Below are 21,117 nucleotides of genomic sequence, written 5' to 3' on the forward strand. Positions count from 1 at the left end.
GAATCCGGCGCATCCGCGTTGGCGCGATTGGCGAAAATACGTTGGTGAAAATGGTGAAAAATATATTGACGCTAACATGCAGGAGCGTGAGGAGCCTGGCGGAGTCGCCCCTGGAGCCCTCGACGGTGTCCATCTCCCAGGCCGCGGCGCAGGCGTCCTCGCCGAGCGCGAGGAACGACGCGTGCGACCTGCGCGACGAGTGGGACGTCGCCCTCTTCGGGGCCCGGCGCGACCTCGGCCTGTAGCCGACCTTGCGCCTGAGCTCCATGTTCGTCATGCCGTCGTAGCCGGCGTCCACCCACCTGTAGACGGTGGAGGCGCTGAGCCCGGGGGTCGTCGCCGCTATCTGCTGCGGGGAGAGCCCGCGCGCGAGCCCGTCCCTGATGGCCGCGAGCTTGGCGGCGGCGCCCTCCTCGGTCTCGTCGATCCCGGACCTGCTCGCCGAGAGCTCGGCGTCGGCCGCCTCCTGCGCCCTCCTGGCGCTGTAGAACACCCTGGGCCTCCTCGAGCAGCCGTAGCCCCTCCTGTGCGGGCAGCCGTTGCAGCACCTCGGCCACGCGGAGAGCCTGGGGCAGGCCCCCGAGAGGTCCGCGGGCGCGGGCTCGCCGTAGCGCGAGCGCGGCGCGGTGACGTAGCGGTGCGCCGCGACCTCCCTGGTCACGGTCGAGGGCGACCTGCCGAGCTCCGCGGCGATCTCGCGGGCGCTGCGGTTGCGGTCGAGCATCCTCTCGACCGTGTTCCTCTCGTGCCTCGTGAGCCTCCCGTACGACCTTCCGGACGGCTTGGGTCTGGACATGCCGGCCTCCCTCCATCGCGGGCCGGGGGATTCCGGCCCCTCTGGGGTTGCCTACCCGGATTCGCGCCTCAGGACTCAGCGCAACGCGTTGCGCTGAGTCCTGAGGCTGTTGCAATGAAAATGAGAATCAAGGAACGATTTTCTAGGACAACCGTTCGCCGATGGTAAACGGATGTTGTTTATACAGCCTGTGTACAACAGATATACTTACAACTTGTGCGTAAAGCCATGGCCCGCAGGCCGTGATTCTATTGAACTGGACCGTATTATGAGATTGATACACAACAGCCGTCTTCCGCAGTTTCGCACTCCGTTTGGCGCTGTGACCACTGGAACTACCCTTTCGCTCTCCGTGATTCTGGAGGATGCCGACCCCAACCAGGCAACGCTTACGCTGCGCACCTGGGTCGATGAGATCGGTGAGTCTCGGTATCCCATGACGCACGAGGGCGACGGCATTTATACCGTAGAGCTTGAGTGTACCGAGTCCTGTCTTATCTGGTACAGCTTTATCTGCAATATCGAGGGCCAGCCCGAGGTCCGCTTGGGCGCACCGCAGGGTCGCACCGGTGGCGAGGGCGTAACTTACGACTACGCCGAGGTGCCGTCCTTCCAGATTACCGTCTATAAGCACCGCGAAGTGCGTCCCGAGTGGTACGAGCGTGGCATGGTCTACCAGATCTTCCCCGATCGCTACGCCCGAGATGAAAACTGGCGCGAGCGCACGCTGGCCGAGGTCGAAAACCCACGCAACGGAATCCAGCGCCGCATGGTCGAGGACTGGAACGAGCCGCCCGTGTACGAGCGCGCCGAAGACGGCTCCATCAAAACCTGGGACTTCTACGGCGGGTCGCTCAAGGGCATCCAGGAAGACCTGCCTCGCATCGCCGAGCTGGGCTTTACAGCCATCTACCTCAACCCCATTTTTGAAGCCGCGAGCAACCACCGCTACGACACGGCCGACTACACCAAGATCGACCCGATCCTGGGCACCGAGCAGGACTTTACCGAGCTGTGCCAGGCGGCCGAGAAGCTGGGCATCTCCATCATTCTGGACGGCGTCTTTAACCATACGGGTGACGACTCGATCTATTTCAACCGCTACGGCAACTACCCCGGCGTGGGCGCGTGGCAGAGCGAGGATTCGCCATGGCGCGATGCGTTTTATTTCCACGAGGACGGCTCATACGACTGCTGGTGGGGCGTGGGCAATATGCCCGCCATCAATGAGAGCTCTGAGCTGGTACGCGAGCGGCTCCTGGGCAAGGACGGCGTGATCCGTAAATGGCTACGTGCCGGCGCTCATGGCTGGCGCCTAGACGTGGCCGACGAGCTTTCCGATGACTTCCTGGCCGAGATCAAAAAGGCCGTGCTCGCCGAGAAGCCTGATGCACTGTTGCTCGGCGAAGTCTGGGAAGACGCCTCCAACAAGATCAGCTACGGCCATCTGCGCCGCTATCTGCAAGGCTCCGAGCTGGACTCTGCTATGGATTACCCCTTCCGCGACATGGTCATCGGCTTTTTGATGGGCTACAAGAACGCCTACCAGGCAGCCGAGGATATCGAGACCCTGCGCGAGAACTATCCGAGCGAGGCATTGTCCTGCGCGCTCAACCTGCTGTCGAGCCACGACCGCCCGCGTATCATCTCGGTGCTCGGCGGCGGCCCCGACGAGTCGCAGCTGCCCGAGTGTGAACGCAGCAAATGGCGCTTGGACGAGAACTCGATGGGCCTGGCCAAGAGCCGTTTTTGGCTCGCCACGCTCATGCAGATGACTTTCCCCGGCGTGCCTTCGATCTACTACGGCGACGAATACGGCCTGGAGGGTCTAACCGATCCGGGCAACCGCCGCACCCTGCCGACCAAGGACCAACTGCACGACTTCGACACACTGGCTATTGTCAAAAACGCCTCCGCCGTACGCCGCGCACTGCCGTTTATGATCGACGGCGAGATCAAGGCCTTCGCGCTCAACGACGAGGTGCTGGCATACAACCGCACGGGCAAGGATGGCGAGTCCGCGACGGTTATCATCAACCGTAGTCTGCGCAATTCGCACCGCGTGACGATTCCGGCGCTCGACGAATGCGCGAGTGACGTGATCAGCGGTCACGAGTGCGAGATCCACAACGGCACGGTCACGCTCGATTTGTATCCGCTGGGCTCGTCGATCATCTATCACCATGCCGAGCAGCGCTTGCAGGAGCCGCTCGATCACGGCGCGGGCGTTGTGTGCCATATCACCTCGGTACCGACCGATGACGGCAAGCCCGGCACGATCGGCGCACCCACGCGTCGCTTTATCGACCATCTGTCGGCTATGGGCATGCGCTACTGGCAGGTCCTGCCTGTCAACCCAACGGACTTCTTCCGCTCCCCTTACGCCGGGCCTTCGGCCTTTGCGGGCAATATTGACCTGCTGCCCGAGAGCCAAGAGGAGCTGGCGGCCGACTTTGAGACTTGGAAGGCCCGTGGCGGCGAAGATGCCGATCCGCTCTACACCGCGTTTAAACATCGCAACGCCGATTGGCTCGAGAAATACTGCGTCTACATGGCCGTTAAGAAGTACTTTGAGGGCGAGTCGCGCCACGATTGGCCGGCGGATGTCGCGCGCTACAACGAGCACCTGATTGACGACAAGCGTTTCCACGACGAGGCAGAGCTGCAGGCGTACATGCAGTACCGCTTTGACCTAGCCTGGTGCGAGCTTATGAACTATGCGCACAAGAAGGGCATCGAGGTCATCGGCGATATTCCGATGTACGTGTCCGACGATTCGGCAGATGCGTGGAGCGAACCCGAGAACTTCTGGCTGTCCGATACCGGTAAGGCAATCGAGATCTCCGGTGCGCCGCCTGATAACTTTGCGCCCGAGGGCCAGGTGTGGGGCAACCCAACGTTCCGCTGGGACCACATGAAGCAGAACGGCTATAGCTGGTGGATGGATCGCCTACGTCGTGCGTTTTCGCTCTACGACCGCGTGCGCCTGGATCACTTCCTGGGCTTCCACAGCTACTTTAGCATTCCCGCGGGTAAGGCCTGCGCCGACGGGCGTTGGCTGGCGGGACCGGGCAAGAACCTGTTCCAGACCGCCTATGACGAGCTGGGGCCGCTCAACTTTATCGCGGAGGACCTGGGCTATCTGACGCCCGGCGTTCGCGCCATGGCTTCGACTTGCGGCTTCCCCGGTATGGACGTACTGGAGTTTAGCGATTACGACGTTCGTTGCGGCGTGCACCCTACGCCCGGCAAGATCCTGTACACATCGACTCACGACACGTCGACGCTCGCCGGTTGGTGCACGCGCTCCTTTGCGGGCGGCGACGAGCCGAGCGGTGTTGAGGTGGCAGCCAAGCTGATGAGCGACGCGCTGACAAGCGACGCTCCCCTGGTGATGATGCCGCTGCAGGACGTGCTGGGGCTTGGCGACGACACGCGCATGAACGTACCGGGCGTGGCCACGGGCAACTGGACCTGGCAGGCTGACGAGGCCGACGTTGCGGCCGCTGAGGGCAAAACCGCACAGCTCCTGCGCAACACGCATAGATTCTGGGGCGAAGCGTGATAAAACCCCCGATATAGGGTACAGTTACAGACGTTTGAATTTTTGCGGGCAGAGTAATCTGCCCGCTTTGTGCTGAAAAGGAAGTATTATGGCGCGCTACGATTACAAGTGCTCGAGCTGCGGCAACGTGTTTGAGGTTGAGCATCCCATGTCCGAGACCCCCGAGGTCGTGTGCCCCAACTGCGGGGCTCCGGCCGCCAAGACGTTCTCGGCCAGCGGTATTAAATTTGAGGGCAGCGGCTTCTACAACACCGACCAGCGAAGCGGCGGCTCCAGCACCAGCGCCACCAGCGGCTGCTGCGCCAATTGCCCGCACAACCACTAGAAACTAAGCCGCCCCGCGACCGACACACCGATCGCGGGGCTATTTCTTTGCGCTATGGGTAGCTAATTATCTGCCAGGTTTCCTTATGAGTTGCGGTGAAATAAGGACTGTTTGGCGGTTAGAAGCCGATATTCAATCCCTATTTCACCGCAACTTAGTAATTATTTGCGAACCAATCTGGCGCAGAAGTGACCGTCGTAGGAGTCGGCGTTTACCGGCACGCTTTGGAAAAGGCCTCGAGAGTTTTGGCGTACGGAAACGAGCTTCTTGGCCTGATCGAACTCGGGGAGTTGCAGAATCTGCGCCTCGGAAAGCGGTGCCACGTTAAAGCCGGCACCCTCGGGAGAGCTCAGGAAAGCGTCCACCACCTGCGTGTTCTCCTCGTCGAAGACCGAGCATGTCGCATAGATGAGCTCGCCGCCGGCAGTCACGCGCTCAGCAGCCTCTTTGAGCATCGTCAACTGCAGCTTGGGCAGCTCAACCGTCACATCTTTTTCGGTCAGGCGCCACGGGATCTCGGGATGACGGCGCATGGTACCGGTGCCCGAGCACGGCGCATCGATAAAGACCGTGTCGAACTTAACCGGCTCGCCAAGCATGGCATCAAACGATGTGAGCACCTCATCAAGCTCGCAAGCATCACCCGAAACCGTGCGAACGCCCTGAATACCGGCCTTATGCAGACGAGCGAGATTCAGATCGCACTTGCGATCATGCAGATCGAGCGCCGTATGCTGACGCTCATAGCCCGCACGCTTGGCCTGGCACATCATCACATAGGTCTTGGTGCCACGGCCGGCACCAATCTCAAGGCAGCTACCAGGGCGAGTGGCAGCTGTGGCGATAAGCTGCGCGTTGAGATCGGATGCCACCGCGGCAGCACGCTCAAACACACCCGAAGCAACGGTAACCTGGGCATCAACCGGGGCATGGCAGCCCGGGAACACGGGTGCCACAAGCTGCGATAGGTACGGATCAGGTTTGGTTGCAAAGGCGTTCTCGTGCAAAGCGAGCGGCGCGGGCGCCAGATTGCCGGCGAAGCCGAGCGCACCCTCTGGAGTGTCAAACGACGCCATAATGCGAGCGCATAGCCAGCGCGGAAGACCCATCAGGCGCGACAGACGAACCAAGCGTCGCTCGGACTCATCCACGTCGGATGCCGTGGCAAAGTCCTCAACGTTGTCCGCAACCTTGTGCAGCACCGCGTTTGCCAGGCCCGCAGCAGACTTAGCACCACTGCGCACCAGCTCAACACCCTGGCTCACGGCAACGCGGCCCGGCGTATGCAGGTAGAGCATCTCGAAGGCCGAGATACGAAGCGCCATGCGAACGCGCGGCGCAACCTTTTTGGGTTTATCGAGAAACTGATCGAGCAGCTCGTCCAAAATACCCTGCGTGGCGGCCACGCCCAGCGCCAAGCGGGCGGCAAAAGCGGAATCGCGCTGGTCAATAGCCTTGGCCGAAGCGCGAGAGGACAGCACGTCGCGCGCATACATGCCGCGGCGATCGGCCTCCATCAGTACATCGAGCGCAAGCTTGCGCGCGGGAGACAGCTTGCTCATGACAAAACACCCCACGAAAGATCGGCACCCTGCAGGCCAGCAGCCCAAGCAGAAGCGGCCATAGCACGCTTGCCATCAGGCTTAACCTCGAGCAACTCAACCGAGCCATCGGAAAGGCCAAGGTAAACACGCTTAGCCTGAACGAGAACCTGACCCTCGCCAAGCGACACATCAGCCGCCGCAGCATCGAGCACACGCACGGTCTTGCCGGCAATCACGCAACGAGCAGGCGCGGTATCGGACGAGGCAAGCACATGACGCACGCAATCAAGCGCCGCCATGTGCGGATCCAAGCGCATCTCCTGCTTAGAAATCTTGGCAGCATGGGTAACGAGCGCCTCGTCCTGTTCGATCCACACGGCGGTGCCATCGGCAAGAGAAGGAAGCGTATCGGCAAGCAGTTTGCCGCCGAACTCAGCGAGCTCCATGGTCAGCGCCTCGGCATGCTTACCGGCAACCGAGGTTGAGGCCTGCGCACAATAGGCGCCGGTATCCACGCCATGCCCAATGCGCATAATAGAAACGCCAGCAATCTCATCACCAGCAAGAATGGCACGCTGAATAGGAGCAGCCCCACGCCAACGAGGCAGCAGCGAAGCATGAACATTCACAATACCAAGCGGCGCCATATGCAGCACCTCATCGGGCAAAATGCAACCATAGGCAGCCACACAGAAAATATCAGCCTGGGCAGTCTGGAGCGCCTCAACAACCTCAGGCGTCATACGATTAGCCTCAACAACAGGCAAACCAAGCTCGAGTGCCTTAGCCTTAACAGGAGACGGCTCTAGCTTCTTACCACGCCCACGAACAGCATCAGGACGAGTAACAACAAGCGCAATCTCATTCCCAGCCTCAACAAGCGAAGCCAAAGAAGGCACAGCAAAATCAGGCGTACCCATAAACACAATACGCATATAAGTTTGTCTCCTCTCAATAACGAGCCGAGACGGCTACAAAAGAAGCGTTCCAGGCCGCATGCGCGCCCAGCCGCAAGAACAATTCAACAAGAACAAATATACCCAAAAACAAAGAAAGAGCCGCATAAAAGCAGCCCTCCCAACAAAGCAATTATCAGCGAAGACGCCCCTCCCTGGCCCGACGGTACCCGGGCGAGACAAGCAGCGTCAACGTAGTCCCCGGGGCGCCCGCCTATATCGTCCCGCGCGCAGTTTCGCAGCGCAGCGAGAATGATTGAGCACGGGATGATATAGGCGGGCGCCCCGGGGACGGACAAACCTACTCCGTCTCGCCCGGTCGAGCGCCGCGGGCAAGGGCATCCTGGTACTCCTTGACTGCCTTGATACGCTGCATCGGCTTGAGTCGCTCGAACATGGTGTTGCCGTGCAAGTGATCGATCTCGTGCTGCAGGCACACGCAGAACAGGTCGCCCGAGGCCTCATAGCGAATCAGGTTGGCATCCAAGTCGTACGCCTCGACGACGACATGGTCGGGACGCTCGATCTCGCAGCTAATGCCAGGGATGGACAGGCAGCCCTCGCTAAACGGCACCAGATGGTCGCTCTGCCCAACAATGACAGGGTTGATGAGCACGTACGGGTCGTAGTCGTTCTTGTCGCTGTAGTCGCAGTCGATGGTGACGAGCTGAATAAGCTCGCCGATCTGCGGAGCAGCCAGGCCGCAACCGCCGTTCTCGAACATCATCTTCTTCATCTTCTCGGCAAGTGCCTCAATCGCCGGGGTGATCTCCTCAATGACGGCGCACTCCTGGCGCAGACGAGGGTCGGGCGACAGTACGATTCCGTTGGCTTCCATGGCCATCCTTTCGGGTTGTTACATCAAATCATAGGCATCGACGTCAACGCTCACGCTCACGCCGCGCACAGAGCCCACCTCTTTGAGGCAGGCGTCGATATCATCAGAGACATGGTACCCCACGGGCGACTTCACAAGCAGATGGAAGCGGTAACGGTCCTTGGCTCTCTCGATTACACACGAAGCCGGGCCCAGAACCTGCGGCACGGAACTCCCCGCCCGCAAAAAGTCGGACGCGGCGGCATGCCAGCGGCGCTTAAGAAGCTTTGCGATACGCCCGACGTAGTCCTGCGCGTCGTCTCGGTTCGCCGACCACACCAAGATGTTGACCAGGCGAACAAACGGCGGGTACAGCGCGTCGCGGCGCTGGTCCAGGTCATAGTCGGTAAAGATCGAACGGTCGTGCTCAGCGACGGCGCGAATGACCGGATCCTCGGGCAGGTAGGTCTGGATGATGACCTCGCCGGGACGATCGCCGCGACCGGCACGGCCCGCGACCTGCTCCAGCAGATCGTAGGCGCGCTCCCCTGCTCTAAAATCGGGCATCTTGAGGGCAAAGTCGGCATTGACCACGCCCACGAGCGTGACTTCGGGAAAGTCGAGGCCCTTGGCGATCATCTGGGTACCCAACAGCACCGCGCAATCGGCCGCATCGAACTGCTCGAGCAGCTTTTTGTGCGCATCCTTGCCGCGCGTGGAATCGGCATCCATGCGGATGATGGCGACGTCCTCGGGCAGCATCTGGTGCAGTGCGTCCTCGATCTGCTGCGTGCCCAGCCCCATTTTTGCCAGGTAGCGACTGCCACATTTGGGGCAACGACTCGTGGGCGCGGGATACGGCTGCACGCGCCAAGACGAACCGCAGGTGTGACATTGCAGCGTGTGCGTGCGCTCGTGATACGTAAGCGCTGTGGAGCAGTGGTTGCAGGTGGGAACGCAGCCGCACTCGCGACACATCAGGAACGGCGCAAAGCCACGGCGGTTATGCAGCAACACGGCCTTCTCGCGGCGCTCGGCCACACGTTCCAATCCCTCCATCAAGGGTTTTGAGAACATGGAGCGGCTACCGTGCGAAAACTCGCGGCGCAGGTCGGCAATGCGGACCTCGGGCAGCACGGCGTGTCCCGGGCGCTCGGGCATCTCGACGCGCGTCCAAGTGGTGCCGTTATACGTTCCATGGCGGCAGTGGTCGAGGGCCTCGGCAGAAGGCGTGGCCGACCCCAGCACGAGCGGGCAGCGATAGCGGCGCGCCATCTCGGCAGCAACCTCGCGCGCATGGTAGCGCGGACTGGAGCCCTGCTTGTAGCTGGTCTCGTGCTCCTCGTCGATGATGATGAGGCCCAAGTCGCTAAGCGGGCAAAAGAGCGCCGAGCGAGCGCCGACGACCACGCGGGCCGCACCGCTAGCGACCATATCCCACTGGTCGAGACGCTCGCCAGCAGAAAGACGCGAGTGGAAAACCGCGACCGTCTCGCCAAAGCGGGAGCGGAAGCGGCCGACGGTCTGGGCTGTCAGCGAAATCTCGGGTACCAGCACGCAGGCAGAGCGGCCAGCCGCGAGCACGCGCTCGATGGCGGAGAGGTAAACCTCGGTTTTGCCGGAGCCGGTGACGCCGTCGACCAGCACCACGTCGCCATGAGCGTCCAGACGGGCGCGCTCAATCTGCGCGAGCGCTTGCTGCTGACCGTTCGTAAGCGCGACCGGCGGTTTGCCGCTTGCAGAGGACAGCGTAGTCTGCTCGCTGCAACCGCGCCAGGCACGGCGCTCCTCCACCACCACGACGCCGCGTTTTTCGAGCGCCTTGATGGTCGCCGACATACTGTTATAGAGAAGGTTGAGGTCGCGCGTCGTGACAGGACCACACTGGAGCGCCTCGATGAGTTGGCGCTGGCGGACCGCGGTCTTGCGTGGCGTGTAGTCAAAGCCTTCGGGCGTAAGCATCACCCAGCGGTTTTGGATGGGTTTGACGGCTGGACGTTCAACCGTCCACACGCCGTCGTCGCCCTTGACCACACGCGGGCTGCCACCCGGAGGCAAGAACAGGCGCAGGCACTCGGAAAGCGTCGCGACATACTCGCGGCTCATCCAACGTGCGATGCGGGCGGCTTCGGCGGTAAAGAGCGGTTTGCTGAGGATGGCCTCGATGGGCTTGATGCGCACGGGGTCGAGGGCGTTGTTGCCCGGCAGATCGCCCAGATCAGGCGCAATGTCGACGACATAGCCCGCGGCGGCACGGTTACCAAAGTGGACCAGGACCGTGGACCCGATCTGGACCTCGTTGGCAAGGGACTCGGGGATGCCGTAAGCAAACGGTTCCGACAGCGCACGGGTGGGGATGTCGAGGACCACGCTCGCGTAGGCGGCAGGGGGCTCGGGCGCAGGCTTAGACTGAGCCGAGGCAGCGGCAGGCTTGGGCTTCACCGGAGCTTCCTCCGGTTCCGGCGAACCAAACAGCGACAGTTGTTGAGCCATACACCACCTCTAACGAACGGACCTGAAAGGGGTGGGACAAAATAATCAGTAGAGTTTGTCCCATGGCCGATACGAGTGTCGAGCTCGTTGCGTCACTCGAACATGGGACAAACACTACTGATTATTTTGTCCCAGCAACCCACTCATCGGTACAGAAACAAGAGCCCCGCTCGGGTGAACGGGGCTCGGATACATACGTTTGCGCAGCTGCTACAGCACCATCGTGCGGGCGCGGTCGATGCGCGCCAAGCAGTCGTCGCGGCCGACGAGCGCCATGGTCTCACCCAACGGAGGGCTCACCATATTGCCGCAGACGGCGACGCGCACGGCCTGGAACACCACGCGCTTCTTAAGGTCCATCTGCTCGGGCAGCGGCTCAAGCGCGGCGTCGATGGCCTCGGCAGTCCACTTGTCCACGCCCTCGAGCGCGGCCTTGGCGGCGTCCAGAATGGCACCCATGCCCTCCTTGGCCAGTCCCTTGTTGACAGATTTCTCGTCATACTCGAGCGTCTCGGCCGTAGCGAAGATGGGAGCGGCGACGGTCACGGCATCGGACGGCATCTTGGTGCGCGGCTTGACGATGGCGGCAAGCGCGTCGATCCAATCCTCGCCGTACTCGACATTACCCTCGATGAGACCCGCCTCGTGCAGCTCGGGGACCATGATCTCGTCGGCAAACTGAGCATCGGACATTCCATTGATGTACTCGGCGTTGACCCAATCGAGCTTCTTGGGGTCAAAGGTCGCCGGGTTCTTGGAGATGCGGTCGAGCGAGAACTTGCTGGCCAGGACGTCGCGCGGGATGATCGTGGTCTCGCCATCGAGCGACCAGCCGAGCAGCGCTAGGTAGTTGACGAAGGCGTCGGACAGGTAGCCGGCGTCGCGGTACTCCTCCACCGAGGTGGCGCCGTGGCGCTTGGAGAGCTTCTTGCCGTCGGCGCCCAGGATCATGGAGATGTGGGCGAACGTGGGCACGGGCGCGCCGAGGGCCTCGTAGACCATGACCTGGCGCGGGGTGTTGGACAGGTGGTCGTCGCCGCGGATGACATGGGTGATCTTCATCATGGCGTCGTCGACGACGGTCGCGAAGTTGTACGTGGGCGTGCCATCGGAGCGGAAGATGACGAAGTCGTCGAGCTCCTTGGCGTCGAAGGTCACCTCGCCGTGGACGGCGTCGTGGATAACGACGTCGCCGCGGTCCTCGGGCACCTTGATGCGCAGGACGTAAGACTCGCCGGCCTCGATGCGGCGGCGGGCCTCCTCAGGATCAAGATCGCGGCAACGGCGCTGATAGCCCTGGAAGGGGTCCTTGCGCTCCTGCGCGGCCTTACGGTCGGCGTCGAGCTGCTCCTTGGTGCAGAAGCAGGGATAGGCCTTGCCCTCGTCCCAGAGCTTCTGGGCGGCCTGCTTGTACAGGTCCAGGCGCTCGGTCTGGGCGTAGGGGCCAAAGTCGCCGCCAACCTCGGGACCCTCGTCCCAGTCCAGGCCCAGCCAACGCATGGCGCGCAGGATAATCTGCGTGTTCTCGTCGGTAGAGCGGGTGGGGTCGGTGTCGTCGATGCGCAGGATGAACGTGCCGCCGTTTGCACGGGCGAAAGCCCAGTTATAGATAGCGGTGCGGGCGCCGCCGATGTGCAGCTTGCCCGTCGGTGAGGGTGCAAAGCGGACGCGAACGTCTGATGCCATGGAAATCTCCTCGATTGCAGGATGGATGTCTAACCGCATCAGTATAAAGCAACAATGCCCACCTCCGCACAAAGGGCACCGACCCACTCATTGGGGACAGACTTAAATGACCAGTCTTTGGGCAACCTGTCGGCACTTAGGCAAGGCTGGTCATTTAAGTCTGTCCCCAATGAGTAGGTGCGGAAAGGGTGTGAATGTTTGATTTACGCGCTATGATGTGCCCTTGCATAGAGAGCCCGGCGGAATGGTAACGGTCGCCGGGACACGTTTTTGAAAGGACAATCATGTCAGAAGAACTTCGTTCCATCCCGCCCCAACACGGGTCCTTTGTTTTTACGTCAGAGTCGGTGACCGAAGGTCATCCCGATAAGATCGCTGACCAGATCAGCGACGCCGTCCTCGACGCAATCCTCGCCAAAGAAATAGAGCTTCAGGAGCAGGGCTATATTGCGCCCAACGGTGTGCCCGCCAACGTAGAGAACGTCCGCTGCGCCTGCGAGACCCTCGTGACCACCGGCACGGTCATCGTCGCCGGCGAGATTCGCACCCAGGCCTACGTCGACGTACAGGAAATCGCCCGCGGCGTCATCCGCCGCATTGGCTACAACCGCGCCAAGTTCGGTTTTGACTGCGACACCTGCGGCGTTATGAGCCTCATCCACGAGCAGTCGCCCGATATCGCCCAGGGCGTCGACGAGTCCTTCGAGACCCAGACCGGCGCTACCACCGACCCGATCGACCTGATCGGCGCCGGCGACCAGGGCATGATGTTCGGTTATGCCTCCAACGAGACCAAGACCCTCATGCCCATGCCGCACTACCTGGCAAGCCGCCTGGCCGAGCGCCTGGCCGCCGTGCGTCACGACGGCACCCTCGCCTATCTGCGTCCCGACGGCAAGACCCAGGTCACCGTGCGCTACGAGGAAGGCAAGCCCGTCGAGGTCACGACCATCGTCATCTCCACGCAGCACGCCGCCGAGATCGAGGACATGGGCAAGATCAAGGCCGACCTCATCGAGCACGTCATCACCCCGGTCATGGCCGCCGAGAACATGCCGTGGGACAACGCGGACATCTACGTGAACCCCACCGGTCGCTTTGTCGTGGGCGGCCCCATGGGCGACACGGGCCTCACCGGCCGCAAGATCATCGTCGACACCTACGGCGGCTACGGCCGTCACGGCGGCGGCGCCTTTAGCGGCAAGGACTGCACCAAGGTCGACCGTTCCGCCGCCTATGCCGCGCGCTGGGTCGCTAAGAACGTGGTCGCCGCCGGTATGGCCGACCGCTGTGAAGTCGAGCTCGCCTACGCCATCGGCGTTTCCAAGCCCCTCTCAATCATGGTCGACACCTTCGGTACCGCGCATGTTGCCGAGGACAAGATCGTCGAGGCCGTCGAGAAGACCTTCGACCTGCGCCCGGGCGCTATCATCCGCGACCTAGACCTGCGTCGCCCCATCTACGAAAAGACGGCAGCCTACGGTCACTTCGGCCGCGAAGACGCCGACTTCACCTGGGAGAAAACCGACCGAGTCGATGAACTCAAAGCAGCCTGCGGCCTGTAAGCTAACGAGAAAAGCCACAGCCAAATAGAAACGCACCAATAGAAGTACCGGCTCCAACCGGTACTTCTTTTTTATTAATCCGGTGGTGAAGATATATCGATATGAGCCCACGCTGCGTCACCAGCTAATGAATTTTGCAGCATGCGCACTTCTACCATGTATCCTTAGTCCCGAGGGGCGGGGCATAAGGTTGATCGCGAGTTCCGCACGAGCCGGAGAGCACTTAATGTGCTCTCCGTGCGAGCAGGACTGCCCGAGCAGGCGACCTTATGCCCCGCCCCTCGGGACGACGAGACAAGGCAAAGGAGCAGCCATGGCAGGCAAGCCGCAAACACTAGCTACGACCTCGGCATTCGAGATCTTGGGCCCCGTCATGGTCGGCCCCAGCTCATCGCACACCGCCGGCGCCCTGCGCTGCGCACAAGTTGCCGCCAGCCTGCTGGAAGGCCGCATCACCAAAGTCACCTTTGGCCTGTGGAACTCCTTCGCCCACACCTACCGCGGCCACGGTACCGACCGTGCGCTCGTCGCGGGCATCCTGGGCCTCGACACCGATGACGAGAACATCAAGCAGGCCTTCGACCTCGCACGCGAGCAGGGCCTCGAATATCACTTTGACATCAAGGGCGACGACGCCTCCATCCACCCCAACACCGTCGACATTGACATGGTCGACGACACGGGCGCCACGGCACAGGTCCGCGGTGAGAGCCTGGGCGGCGGCAAGATGCGCATCAGCCGCATTAACGGCGTCGGCGTCGACATCTCGGGCATGTATTCCACGCTGTTTGTGGCACACCAGGACGTCCCCGGCGTGCTCGCCGCGCTCACGAACCTGCTCGCCTACGCACACGTGAACATCGCCTTCTGCCGCACCTACCGCACCGAAGTGGGCGGCCAAGCCTACTCCGTCTTTGAGACCGACGGCGCGCCCGACGACACCGTTATCCCCATGCTACGCAAACTCGACAATGTCGATTACGCGACCTTTATCGAGCTCCCCGGTTCCGCCTCGTCGCTCTCCCCCGGTGTCTCGGCAAAGGAGATCTTCGACGACGGCGAGCAGCTGCTCGATGCATGCGCCGAGCTCGGCCTGAATATCGGCGCCGTTATGGCCGTGCGCGAGGCGCGTTTGACCGGCGAGACCCACGCCGTCGCCGCCATGCGCCGCGTGCTCGACGTCATGCGCGAGGAGACCACGACCCCTATCGTCAATCCGCAACGATCGCTCGGCGGGCTTATCGGCGGCGAGGCTAAACTCGTCGATGCCACCGGCCGCAACGATTTGAGCACGAGCCTGATGGGCACCGTTCAAACCGACGCCGTGGCCCGCGCGATGGCCGTGCTCGAGCGCTCCGCCACGATGGGAGTGATCGTCGCCGCTCCCACGGCAGGCTCCGCGGGTGTCGTGCCCGGCTGCGTGCTGGCGCTCGCCGATCACCTTCAGCTCGACGACGAGCAGGTCATGGACGCGCTCTACTGCGCAGCCGCCATCGGCCTCAACCTCACCACGAGCGCCTGCGTCGCCGGTGCCGAGGGCGGCTGCCAGGCTGAGGTAGGAAGTGCGGCCGCCATGGCAGCCGCCGCGCTGGTGCAGATGCTCGGCGGCACGCCCGGGCAGGCGCTCGACGCCAGTTCCATCGCGCTGAGTAACTTGCTGGGCCTCGTTTGTGACCCCGTCGGTGGCCTCGTGGAGGTACCCTGCCAAAACCGCAACGCCATCGGCGTGGCAGCCGCCTTTAGCTCGGCGCAGCTTGCACTTGCCGGTATCAAGAGCCTGGTGCCGTTTGACCAGATGGCGCACGTCATGCTCTCGGTGGGCCACGCGTTGCCGGCCACGCTGCGCGAGACGGCAAAGGGTGGCATCGCGCAGGCTCCGGCCGCACTTTCGGCCTGTGCAAAATGCGGTGTGTGCGGATAGCGACAAAGAAAGACTCGAAGGTGGGACAAATGTCCCACCTCTTTTGAATGCCACCGTTTCCATACCACAAACAACTAGGTAATCGCTATAATGCAAGCCCAGTAAAAACACGATGAGCCGCAAGGCGAAATTCGAAGGATATGCATACGATGTCGCAAAACGATCGAACTCAACTGATTCCCGATCCGCAGCAGCCGAGCAGGCACACAGGCGGCGTTCAGTCGCCGCGTCCTATCGCGCCGAGCCGCGGTCAGCAGCGAGGTGCGGCAAACGTTTCCCAACGTCCGAACAAGCAGCATCAGCAGCGCCAGGCAAATGGCAATGCGCCCAAGCAGCCCCCCACGCACGCTCGAGGCGATCGCGGCCCCGCACGCAAACCCGCCGAGAACAATAAGTCGGGCAAAAAGACGACGCTCTTTGTCGTCCTGGGTCTTATCGTCATTGTCTATATCGTAGGCCTCGTAGCGTTTTCGCAGGTAGCCTACCCCAACACCACTATCGCCGGCGTCGATGTCTCGTTCTCCAACGCTTCGTCTGCCGCCACCAAGGTCAACTCGGCTTGGAAGCACTATAAGCTCACCGTGACAGGCGATGACTTTAGCTGGACCTATCAGCCCGAGTCCGATGAGCCCATTGTCGACGGCGAAGCTGCCGCAAAAGAGATTATCAGCCGCAACGAAGCCTTTGTATGGCCGGTTCGCCTTGTAGAATCCTTAAGCGGCAAGACCAAAACAACCGCTAGCTCCAACGAAGTCGATCTTGATCAAGACGTCGACCTGTCCATGCTCTCCGACACCTTTGACCAAAAGCAGTTTGAGAAGGATCTGGGCGCCGCCATCGACGAGTTTAACGAGGGGCGTTCGGGCGCGTTCGAGGCCAATAGCTCCTATGACGAGCAGGCCGGCAAGTTTACCGTCGAGAAGGCGCGCTCCAACGAAAAACTCAACCGCGAGCATGTCATTAAGTATGCCGAGCTCGAGCTTGCCTCGCTGGCCGAGACCGTAGATCTTTCCAAGCTCGGCAACGATGCCTATGAGCCGCTCAATGGAACGCTGACCGATGATCAGATTCAGTCTGCATGCGATGCCGCCAACAACTTCTTGGGCGTCAACGTGACCCTCAAGCTCAACGGCGAGGATGCCGGCAAGGTTGATGGTAGCTCCGTGTTGCAGTGGATCAGCTTTGCCGATCCGGCCAACCCCACGCTCGATACGTCGCAGATCAGCAGCTGGGCAGCCGAGCTCGCCAACGGCTTTAATACCGTGGGCTCCACTCGCTGGTGGACGCGCGCCGATGGCAAGCAGTGCGCCGTCGAAGGCGGCGACTTTGGTTGGTCCATCGACAGCAGCTCGCTCGCCAAGCAGGTCGAGGACGCCATCAACAACAAGCAGACCGGCGAAATCGAGATCAAGTACTCCCAGAAGGCCGACACATTTACCGCCAAGGGCGAGCCCGACTGGAAGGCCTATATCGACGTCGACCTGTCCGAGCAGCATGCGCGCTACTACGACGAGAGCGGCAACATCGTGTGGGAGGCCAACTTTATTTCTGGCAAACCGGGCGAAGACGCCACCCCCGAGGGCGTATGGCAGATCAACAGCAACAATGGCGCCAGCAAGCTTATCGGTGCCAAGGACCCCGAGACCGGCAAGCCCAAATACGAGAGCCCGGTCAGCTATTGGATGCCGTTTGAGGGAAACATGGTCGGCTTCCACGATGCAACGTGGCAAAACGACAAGAGTTTCGACGATCCCAACTCCTACAAGTGGTGCGGCAGCCACGGATGCATCAACCTTCGCCTGGCCGATGCCAAGGCGCTGCACGATTGCATCAAAGTCGGCCTGTGCGTGGTTGTCCACTCGTAGTGCAACGCGCGCAATCATACAACATGCAACTGCTGCGACCAATCTAACAATTCCGAAAGATACCGTCCTATGCGCCTGCCCCAACCGGCGGGCGCATATACTTATCAAGGTTCTTTCTATAAAGGAGACGCTATGCCGAATGTCCCCAACATCACCCCGGGCCCGGATGATACCGAGCACACGCCCGAAGGTGCCACCGAAACGCTTCCTCTGATCACAGACGTACATGCCGACAAGGAGAGCGGACGCACGAACGATGCGGCCGAGATAACCGATGAAGAGGCATATGCCAAGCTCAGGGCAAAACGTGCCGAACGTCGACGCAAAAAGCTGATTCGACGCGGTATTGCCGCCGGCGTCGTGGGTGCCATCGCACTCATTGCCATTGTCGCAACCCTGGTTATCAATGCGCAGCCACAGGGCGATAGCGGGCCTGCGACCGACATGGTGACCGAGGGCACGTTTAGCACAACGGTCGAAGCGAAAGGCCAGCTCAAACCCATTTCGTCCTCAGTGGTCTCCCCTTCTGTCGACGGCACGGTCGATTCGATCAACGTGCAGGCAGGCCAATCCGTAAACGAGGGCGACGTGCTTATGACCATTAAAAACGACGAGCTCGATCGCAACGTTGCCGAGGCGCAGCGTGCAGTTGCAGCCGCTCAAGAAGACCTCGCCAACGCGCAGAAAGCCGCAGCTGCCGCGCAGGCCAACCCAACGACGGACGTCGACGGAGCTTCCGCAGCGGCTGGCATCTCCGCCGCATCAGCGGACACGAACGCCGTATCGGCCGCGCAGCGCAGCCTCACATCGGCCCAGGCAAACCTCGATCAGGCGAACGCCAAGGCCGCCAGCCGTACGGTCACGGCCCCGAGCTCGGGCAGCATCGTTGAGCTCAACGCCAAGGTGGGCGCCACGGTAACAGGCGGCATGATCATGGGCGAAAGCGATACGAGCGGCGGCAAGCAGTGCATGCAGATCGCCGACCTGTCCAAGATGAAGGTGACGGTTCAGGTGGGCGAAAAGGATATCGCCAAAATTGCCGTGGGCCAAAGCGCCAACGTGACCTATCCCGCGTTTCCCGACATCGTGAGCCAGGGCACCGTCACGGCTATCGCCTCGGTGGCAAACTCCGACTCCTCCTCCGGGAGCGGCGGCAGTGTGACCTTTAACGTCGACATCCTCATCGAAGCACCTGACAGTCGCCTTAAGCCGGGTATGACTGCCGAGGTCTCGGTAGTGACCGAGAAGCTCGACGACGTGGTTATGGTGCCGACCATGGCGCTGATGACCGAAGACGGCGAGCACTATTACGTCAATCTGGCCACCGATTCGGAAGGCAAGAAGACGCGCCGCGTGAAGGTGACCGTCGTGACGCAAAACGACAACGAGGCTGTAGTCGGTAAGACGCAGGTCAAGCGCGACGACCAGGGCAACGAGATCAACCCAGACGTCCCGGTTACCAAGTTACGCGACGGCGACACCATCGTGACGGATACCGGCACAGGCATGACGGCAGACGGCGGCGACAATATGTCTGCCGACGAGGGCAAGTAATGCGTCCCGTCATCGACATCCGCAACGTGCACCGCATCTTTGAGAGCGAGGCCGGTTGCGCCCACATCCTGCACAACGTGAGCCTGGCGGTGAACCCCGGTGAGTTCGTCGCCATCACCGGCCCCTCGGGCTCGGGCAAGTCGACGCTCATGAACATCCTGGGCTGCCTGGACAAGCCGACGGCGGGTGATTATTTCCTGCAAGGGCTCAACGTCGCCGAGCTCGACGATGATGAGCTCACCGAGGTGCGAGCGCTGAGCATCGGCTTTGTCTTTCAGAGCTTTAATCTGCTGCCGCGTCTGACGGTGATCGAAAACGTCATGCTGCCGCTGTCCTACACCAATGTGCCGCGCAGCCAGCGCGAGATGCGCGCCGTACACGCGCTGCAGGCCGTCACGCTGCCCGTCGACCACTGGGACCACCGCATATCCGAGCTCTCGGGCGGCCAGATGCAGCGCGTCGCCATCGCGCGCGCCCTTGTCAACGATCCACCCATCATTTTGGCCGACGAGCCGACGGGCAACCTGGACTCCGCCACGGGAGCGCTCGTCATGGAAACCTTCCACAAGCTCCAGGAGCGCGGCAAAACCATCGTGCTTATCACACACGACCCCGGCATCGCCGCCGAGGCCGACCGTGCCGTGACCATCCGCGACGGTCGCATTCACGACGGCGCGTATATTCCGCATGCACCGCGGACCCTACGCAGCGCCGTAGATAACCTGCCCATGATTTCCGCCTCCGCCAACCCGCCGAAAGGAGTGATGGCATGAGCGCCCGCGATCTTATCCAGGAAGCCCTTCACTCGCTCGAGGCCAACAAGGGGCGCAGCCTGCTCACCATCCTGGGCATCGTCATCGGCATCGCCTCGGTCATTGCCATGACTTCGCTCATCGGCGGCATCCAAAACAGCTTGGTCAACAGCCTGGGCCTCAACGCAGCTCGCATGGTTCAGATCTATTCGTCCCAAGAACTCTCTGATTCTGACGTCCAGAAGCTTAAAAAACTGGTGCCGCAGATTGAGCAGATCGGCATCGTCGATAGCGCCTATTCCGAGTACAAGGTCGGGGATAAAAGCTATACCGTCATGGCACACGGCGTCGATAGCGACATGCTCGATGCCGTGGGCGCCAGCAAGCTCGTTGCGGGACGTGTCTATTCACAGGCAGAGTCTCAATCAGGCTCGCGCGTGGCGCTCATCAGCCGCGGCGGCGCCGATCAGCTTTACGGCAACGAACAGGATGCGCTGGGAAAAACCATCAAGGTGTCCAACGGCGAGGTGCAGATTGTAGGCGTGATTGATGGCGGCAGCGACTCCATGGGCTCGCTCACGCTGTATATGCCACGCGAAACCATCTCCGACCTGTTTGGCGACGAGAATCCTTCATTTCCCAGCGTGACGGCACTTGCCGCCGAGGGCACAGACATGGACGAGCTCTGCAAGACCATCGAGTCTAAGGTGCGCGCGATGAAGGGCATCTCGGAGGATGATGAGTACGACAGCGTATCGGCGACCTCCATGAAAAGCGCCATCGATGCACTCAACTCGTTTATGGGCGCCTTCTCGCTCATCATGGGCGCTGTCGCCAGTATCTCACTGCTTGTCGGCGGAATCGGCATTATGAATATGATGCTTACCAACGTGACTGAGCGCATCCGCGAGATCGGTATTCGCCGTGCCTTGGGCGCCAGTCGCCGCGATATCACCGCGCAGTTTTTGGCCGAGTCCTCGGCGCTGTGCGTCACCGGTGGCCTGCTGGGTGTCCTGATTGGCTATCTGCTGGCCTGGGGCCTCGCGATGTTTGCCGCAGGATCAGGGGTTCTCAACGAGCTCGGTGCCAGTGGGGAGATCACACCGAGCTTTTCAATCGCCACGGTGCTGCTGGCCTTCGGCGTCTCCGTCGGCATCGGCGTAATCTTTGGCTTCTACCCCGCTCGCCGCGCGGCAAAACTCAACCCGGTGGAGTGCCTACGCTACCAGTAAGCCACCACCAGCTACCAGTAAGCCACCACCAACAAGTTGCGGTGAA

Annotated in this window: 14 protein-coding genes; 8 read left to right on the top strand and 6 right to left on the bottom strand. The window is 61.6% G+C overall.

Annotation, left to right across the window (positions count from 1 at the left end; genetic code table 11):
- On the bottom strand, positions 1-796 hold a 796-nt coding region (locus ACRX4W_RS07725; protein ID WP_432299916.1), incomplete at its 3' end, for a helix-turn-helix domain-containing protein.
- A 268-nt stretch (positions 797-1,064) separates the two neighbouring features.
- On the opposite strand from ACRX4W_RS07725, the gene ACRX4W_RS07730 reads away from it, so the two are divergent.
- Positions 1,065-4,361, top strand: a complete 3,297-nt coding sequence (locus ACRX4W_RS07730) for a 4-alpha-glucanotransferase (RefSeq protein ID WP_432299918.1) — start codon at positions 1,065-1,067, stop codon at positions 4,359-4,361.
- A gap of 88 nt (positions 4,362-4,449) precedes the next feature.
- Positions 4,450-4,686, top strand: coding sequence for an FmdB family zinc ribbon protein (locus ACRX4W_RS07735; RefSeq protein WP_117564081.1), 237 nt, complete (start codon positions 4,450-4,452; stop codon positions 4,684-4,686).
- A 161-nt stretch (positions 4,687-4,847) separates the two neighbouring features.
- On the opposite strand, the gene ACRX4W_RS07740 is transcribed toward ACRX4W_RS07735, so the two are convergent.
- The 5 genes from ACRX4W_RS07740 to gltX all read right to left on the bottom strand — a co-directional run bounded on the left by ACRX4W_RS07740 (position 4,848) and on the right by gltX (position 12,182).
- Complete coding sequence (locus ACRX4W_RS07740; RefSeq protein ID WP_432299920.1) at positions 4,848-6,248, bottom strand: RsmB/NOP family class I SAM-dependent RNA methyltransferase; 1,401 nt, start codon at positions 6,246-6,248, stop codon at positions 4,848-4,850.
- Complete coding sequence (gene fmt, locus ACRX4W_RS07745; RefSeq protein ID WP_432299922.1) at positions 6,245-7,165, bottom strand: methionyl-tRNA formyltransferase; 921 nt, start codon at positions 7,163-7,165, stop codon at positions 6,245-6,247. Before fmt ends, ACRX4W_RS07740 begins: the two co-directional genes overlap by 4 nt.
- Before the next feature lie 322 nt (positions 7,166-7,487).
- Positions 7,488-8,024, bottom strand: coding sequence for a peptide deformylase (gene def / locus ACRX4W_RS07750; protein WP_432299924.1), 537 nt, complete (start codon positions 8,022-8,024; stop codon positions 7,488-7,490).
- Positions 8,025-8,042: 18 nt separating this feature from the next.
- Positions 8,043-10,496, bottom strand: a complete 2,454-nt coding sequence (gene priA / locus ACRX4W_RS07755; RefSeq protein WP_432299925.1) for a replication restart helicase PriA — start codon at positions 10,494-10,496, stop codon at positions 8,043-8,045.
- 210 nt (positions 10,497-10,706) lie between these two features.
- A complete protein-coding gene (gene gltX / locus ACRX4W_RS07760; RefSeq protein WP_432299927.1) occupies positions 10,707-12,182 on the bottom strand; it encodes a glutamate--tRNA ligase in 1,476 nt (491 codons plus the stop codon).
- Positions 12,183-12,466: 284 nt separating this feature from the next.
- Here gltX and metK point away from each other — a divergent pair, with 284 nt between their 5' ends.
- The 6 genes from metK (at position 12,467) to ACRX4W_RS07790 (ending at position 21,071) form a co-directional block, all read left to right on the top strand.
- Positions 12,467-13,747, top strand: a complete 1,281-nt coding sequence (metK, locus tag ACRX4W_RS07765; RefSeq protein ID WP_432299928.1) for a methionine adenosyltransferase — start codon at positions 12,467-12,469, stop codon at positions 13,745-13,747.
- A 313-nt stretch (positions 13,748-14,060) separates the two neighbouring features.
- Positions 14,061-15,668: an L-serine ammonia-lyase, iron-sulfur-dependent, subunit alpha gene (gene sdaAA, locus ACRX4W_RS07770; RefSeq protein WP_432299930.1), complete on the top strand. Its 1,608-nt coding sequence runs from the start codon at positions 14,061-14,063 to the stop codon at positions 15,666-15,668.
- A 149-nt stretch (positions 15,669-15,817) separates the two neighbouring features.
- Positions 15,818-17,533, top strand: a complete 1,716-nt coding sequence (locus ACRX4W_RS07775) for a L,D-transpeptidase (protein ID WP_432299932.1) — start codon at positions 15,818-15,820, stop codon at positions 17,531-17,533.
- A 132-nt stretch (positions 17,534-17,665) separates the two neighbouring features.
- Positions 17,666-19,087, top strand: a complete 1,422-nt coding sequence (locus ACRX4W_RS07780; protein ID WP_432299934.1) for an efflux RND transporter periplasmic adaptor subunit — start codon at positions 17,666-17,668, stop codon at positions 19,085-19,087.
- Positions 19,087-19,860 carry an ABC transporter ATP-binding protein gene (locus ACRX4W_RS07785; RefSeq protein ID WP_118270299.1) on the top strand — a complete coding sequence of 258 codons (774 nt, stop codon included), beginning with the start codon at positions 19,087-19,089 and terminating at the stop codon, positions 19,858-19,860. The genes ACRX4W_RS07780 and ACRX4W_RS07785 overlap by 1 nt, the downstream gene beginning before the upstream one ends.
- Positions 19,857-21,071, top strand: a complete 1,215-nt coding sequence (locus ACRX4W_RS07790; RefSeq protein ID WP_432299937.1) for an ABC transporter permease — start codon at positions 19,857-19,859, stop codon at positions 21,069-21,071. Before ACRX4W_RS07785 ends, ACRX4W_RS07790 begins: the two co-directional genes overlap by 4 nt.
- Positions 21,072-21,117: the final 46 nt, after the last annotated feature.

The sequence above is a fragment of the Collinsella aerofaciens genome, from assembly GCF_964283865.1.
GTDB lineage: Bacteria > Actinomycetota > Coriobacteriia > Coriobacteriales > Coriobacteriaceae > Collinsella.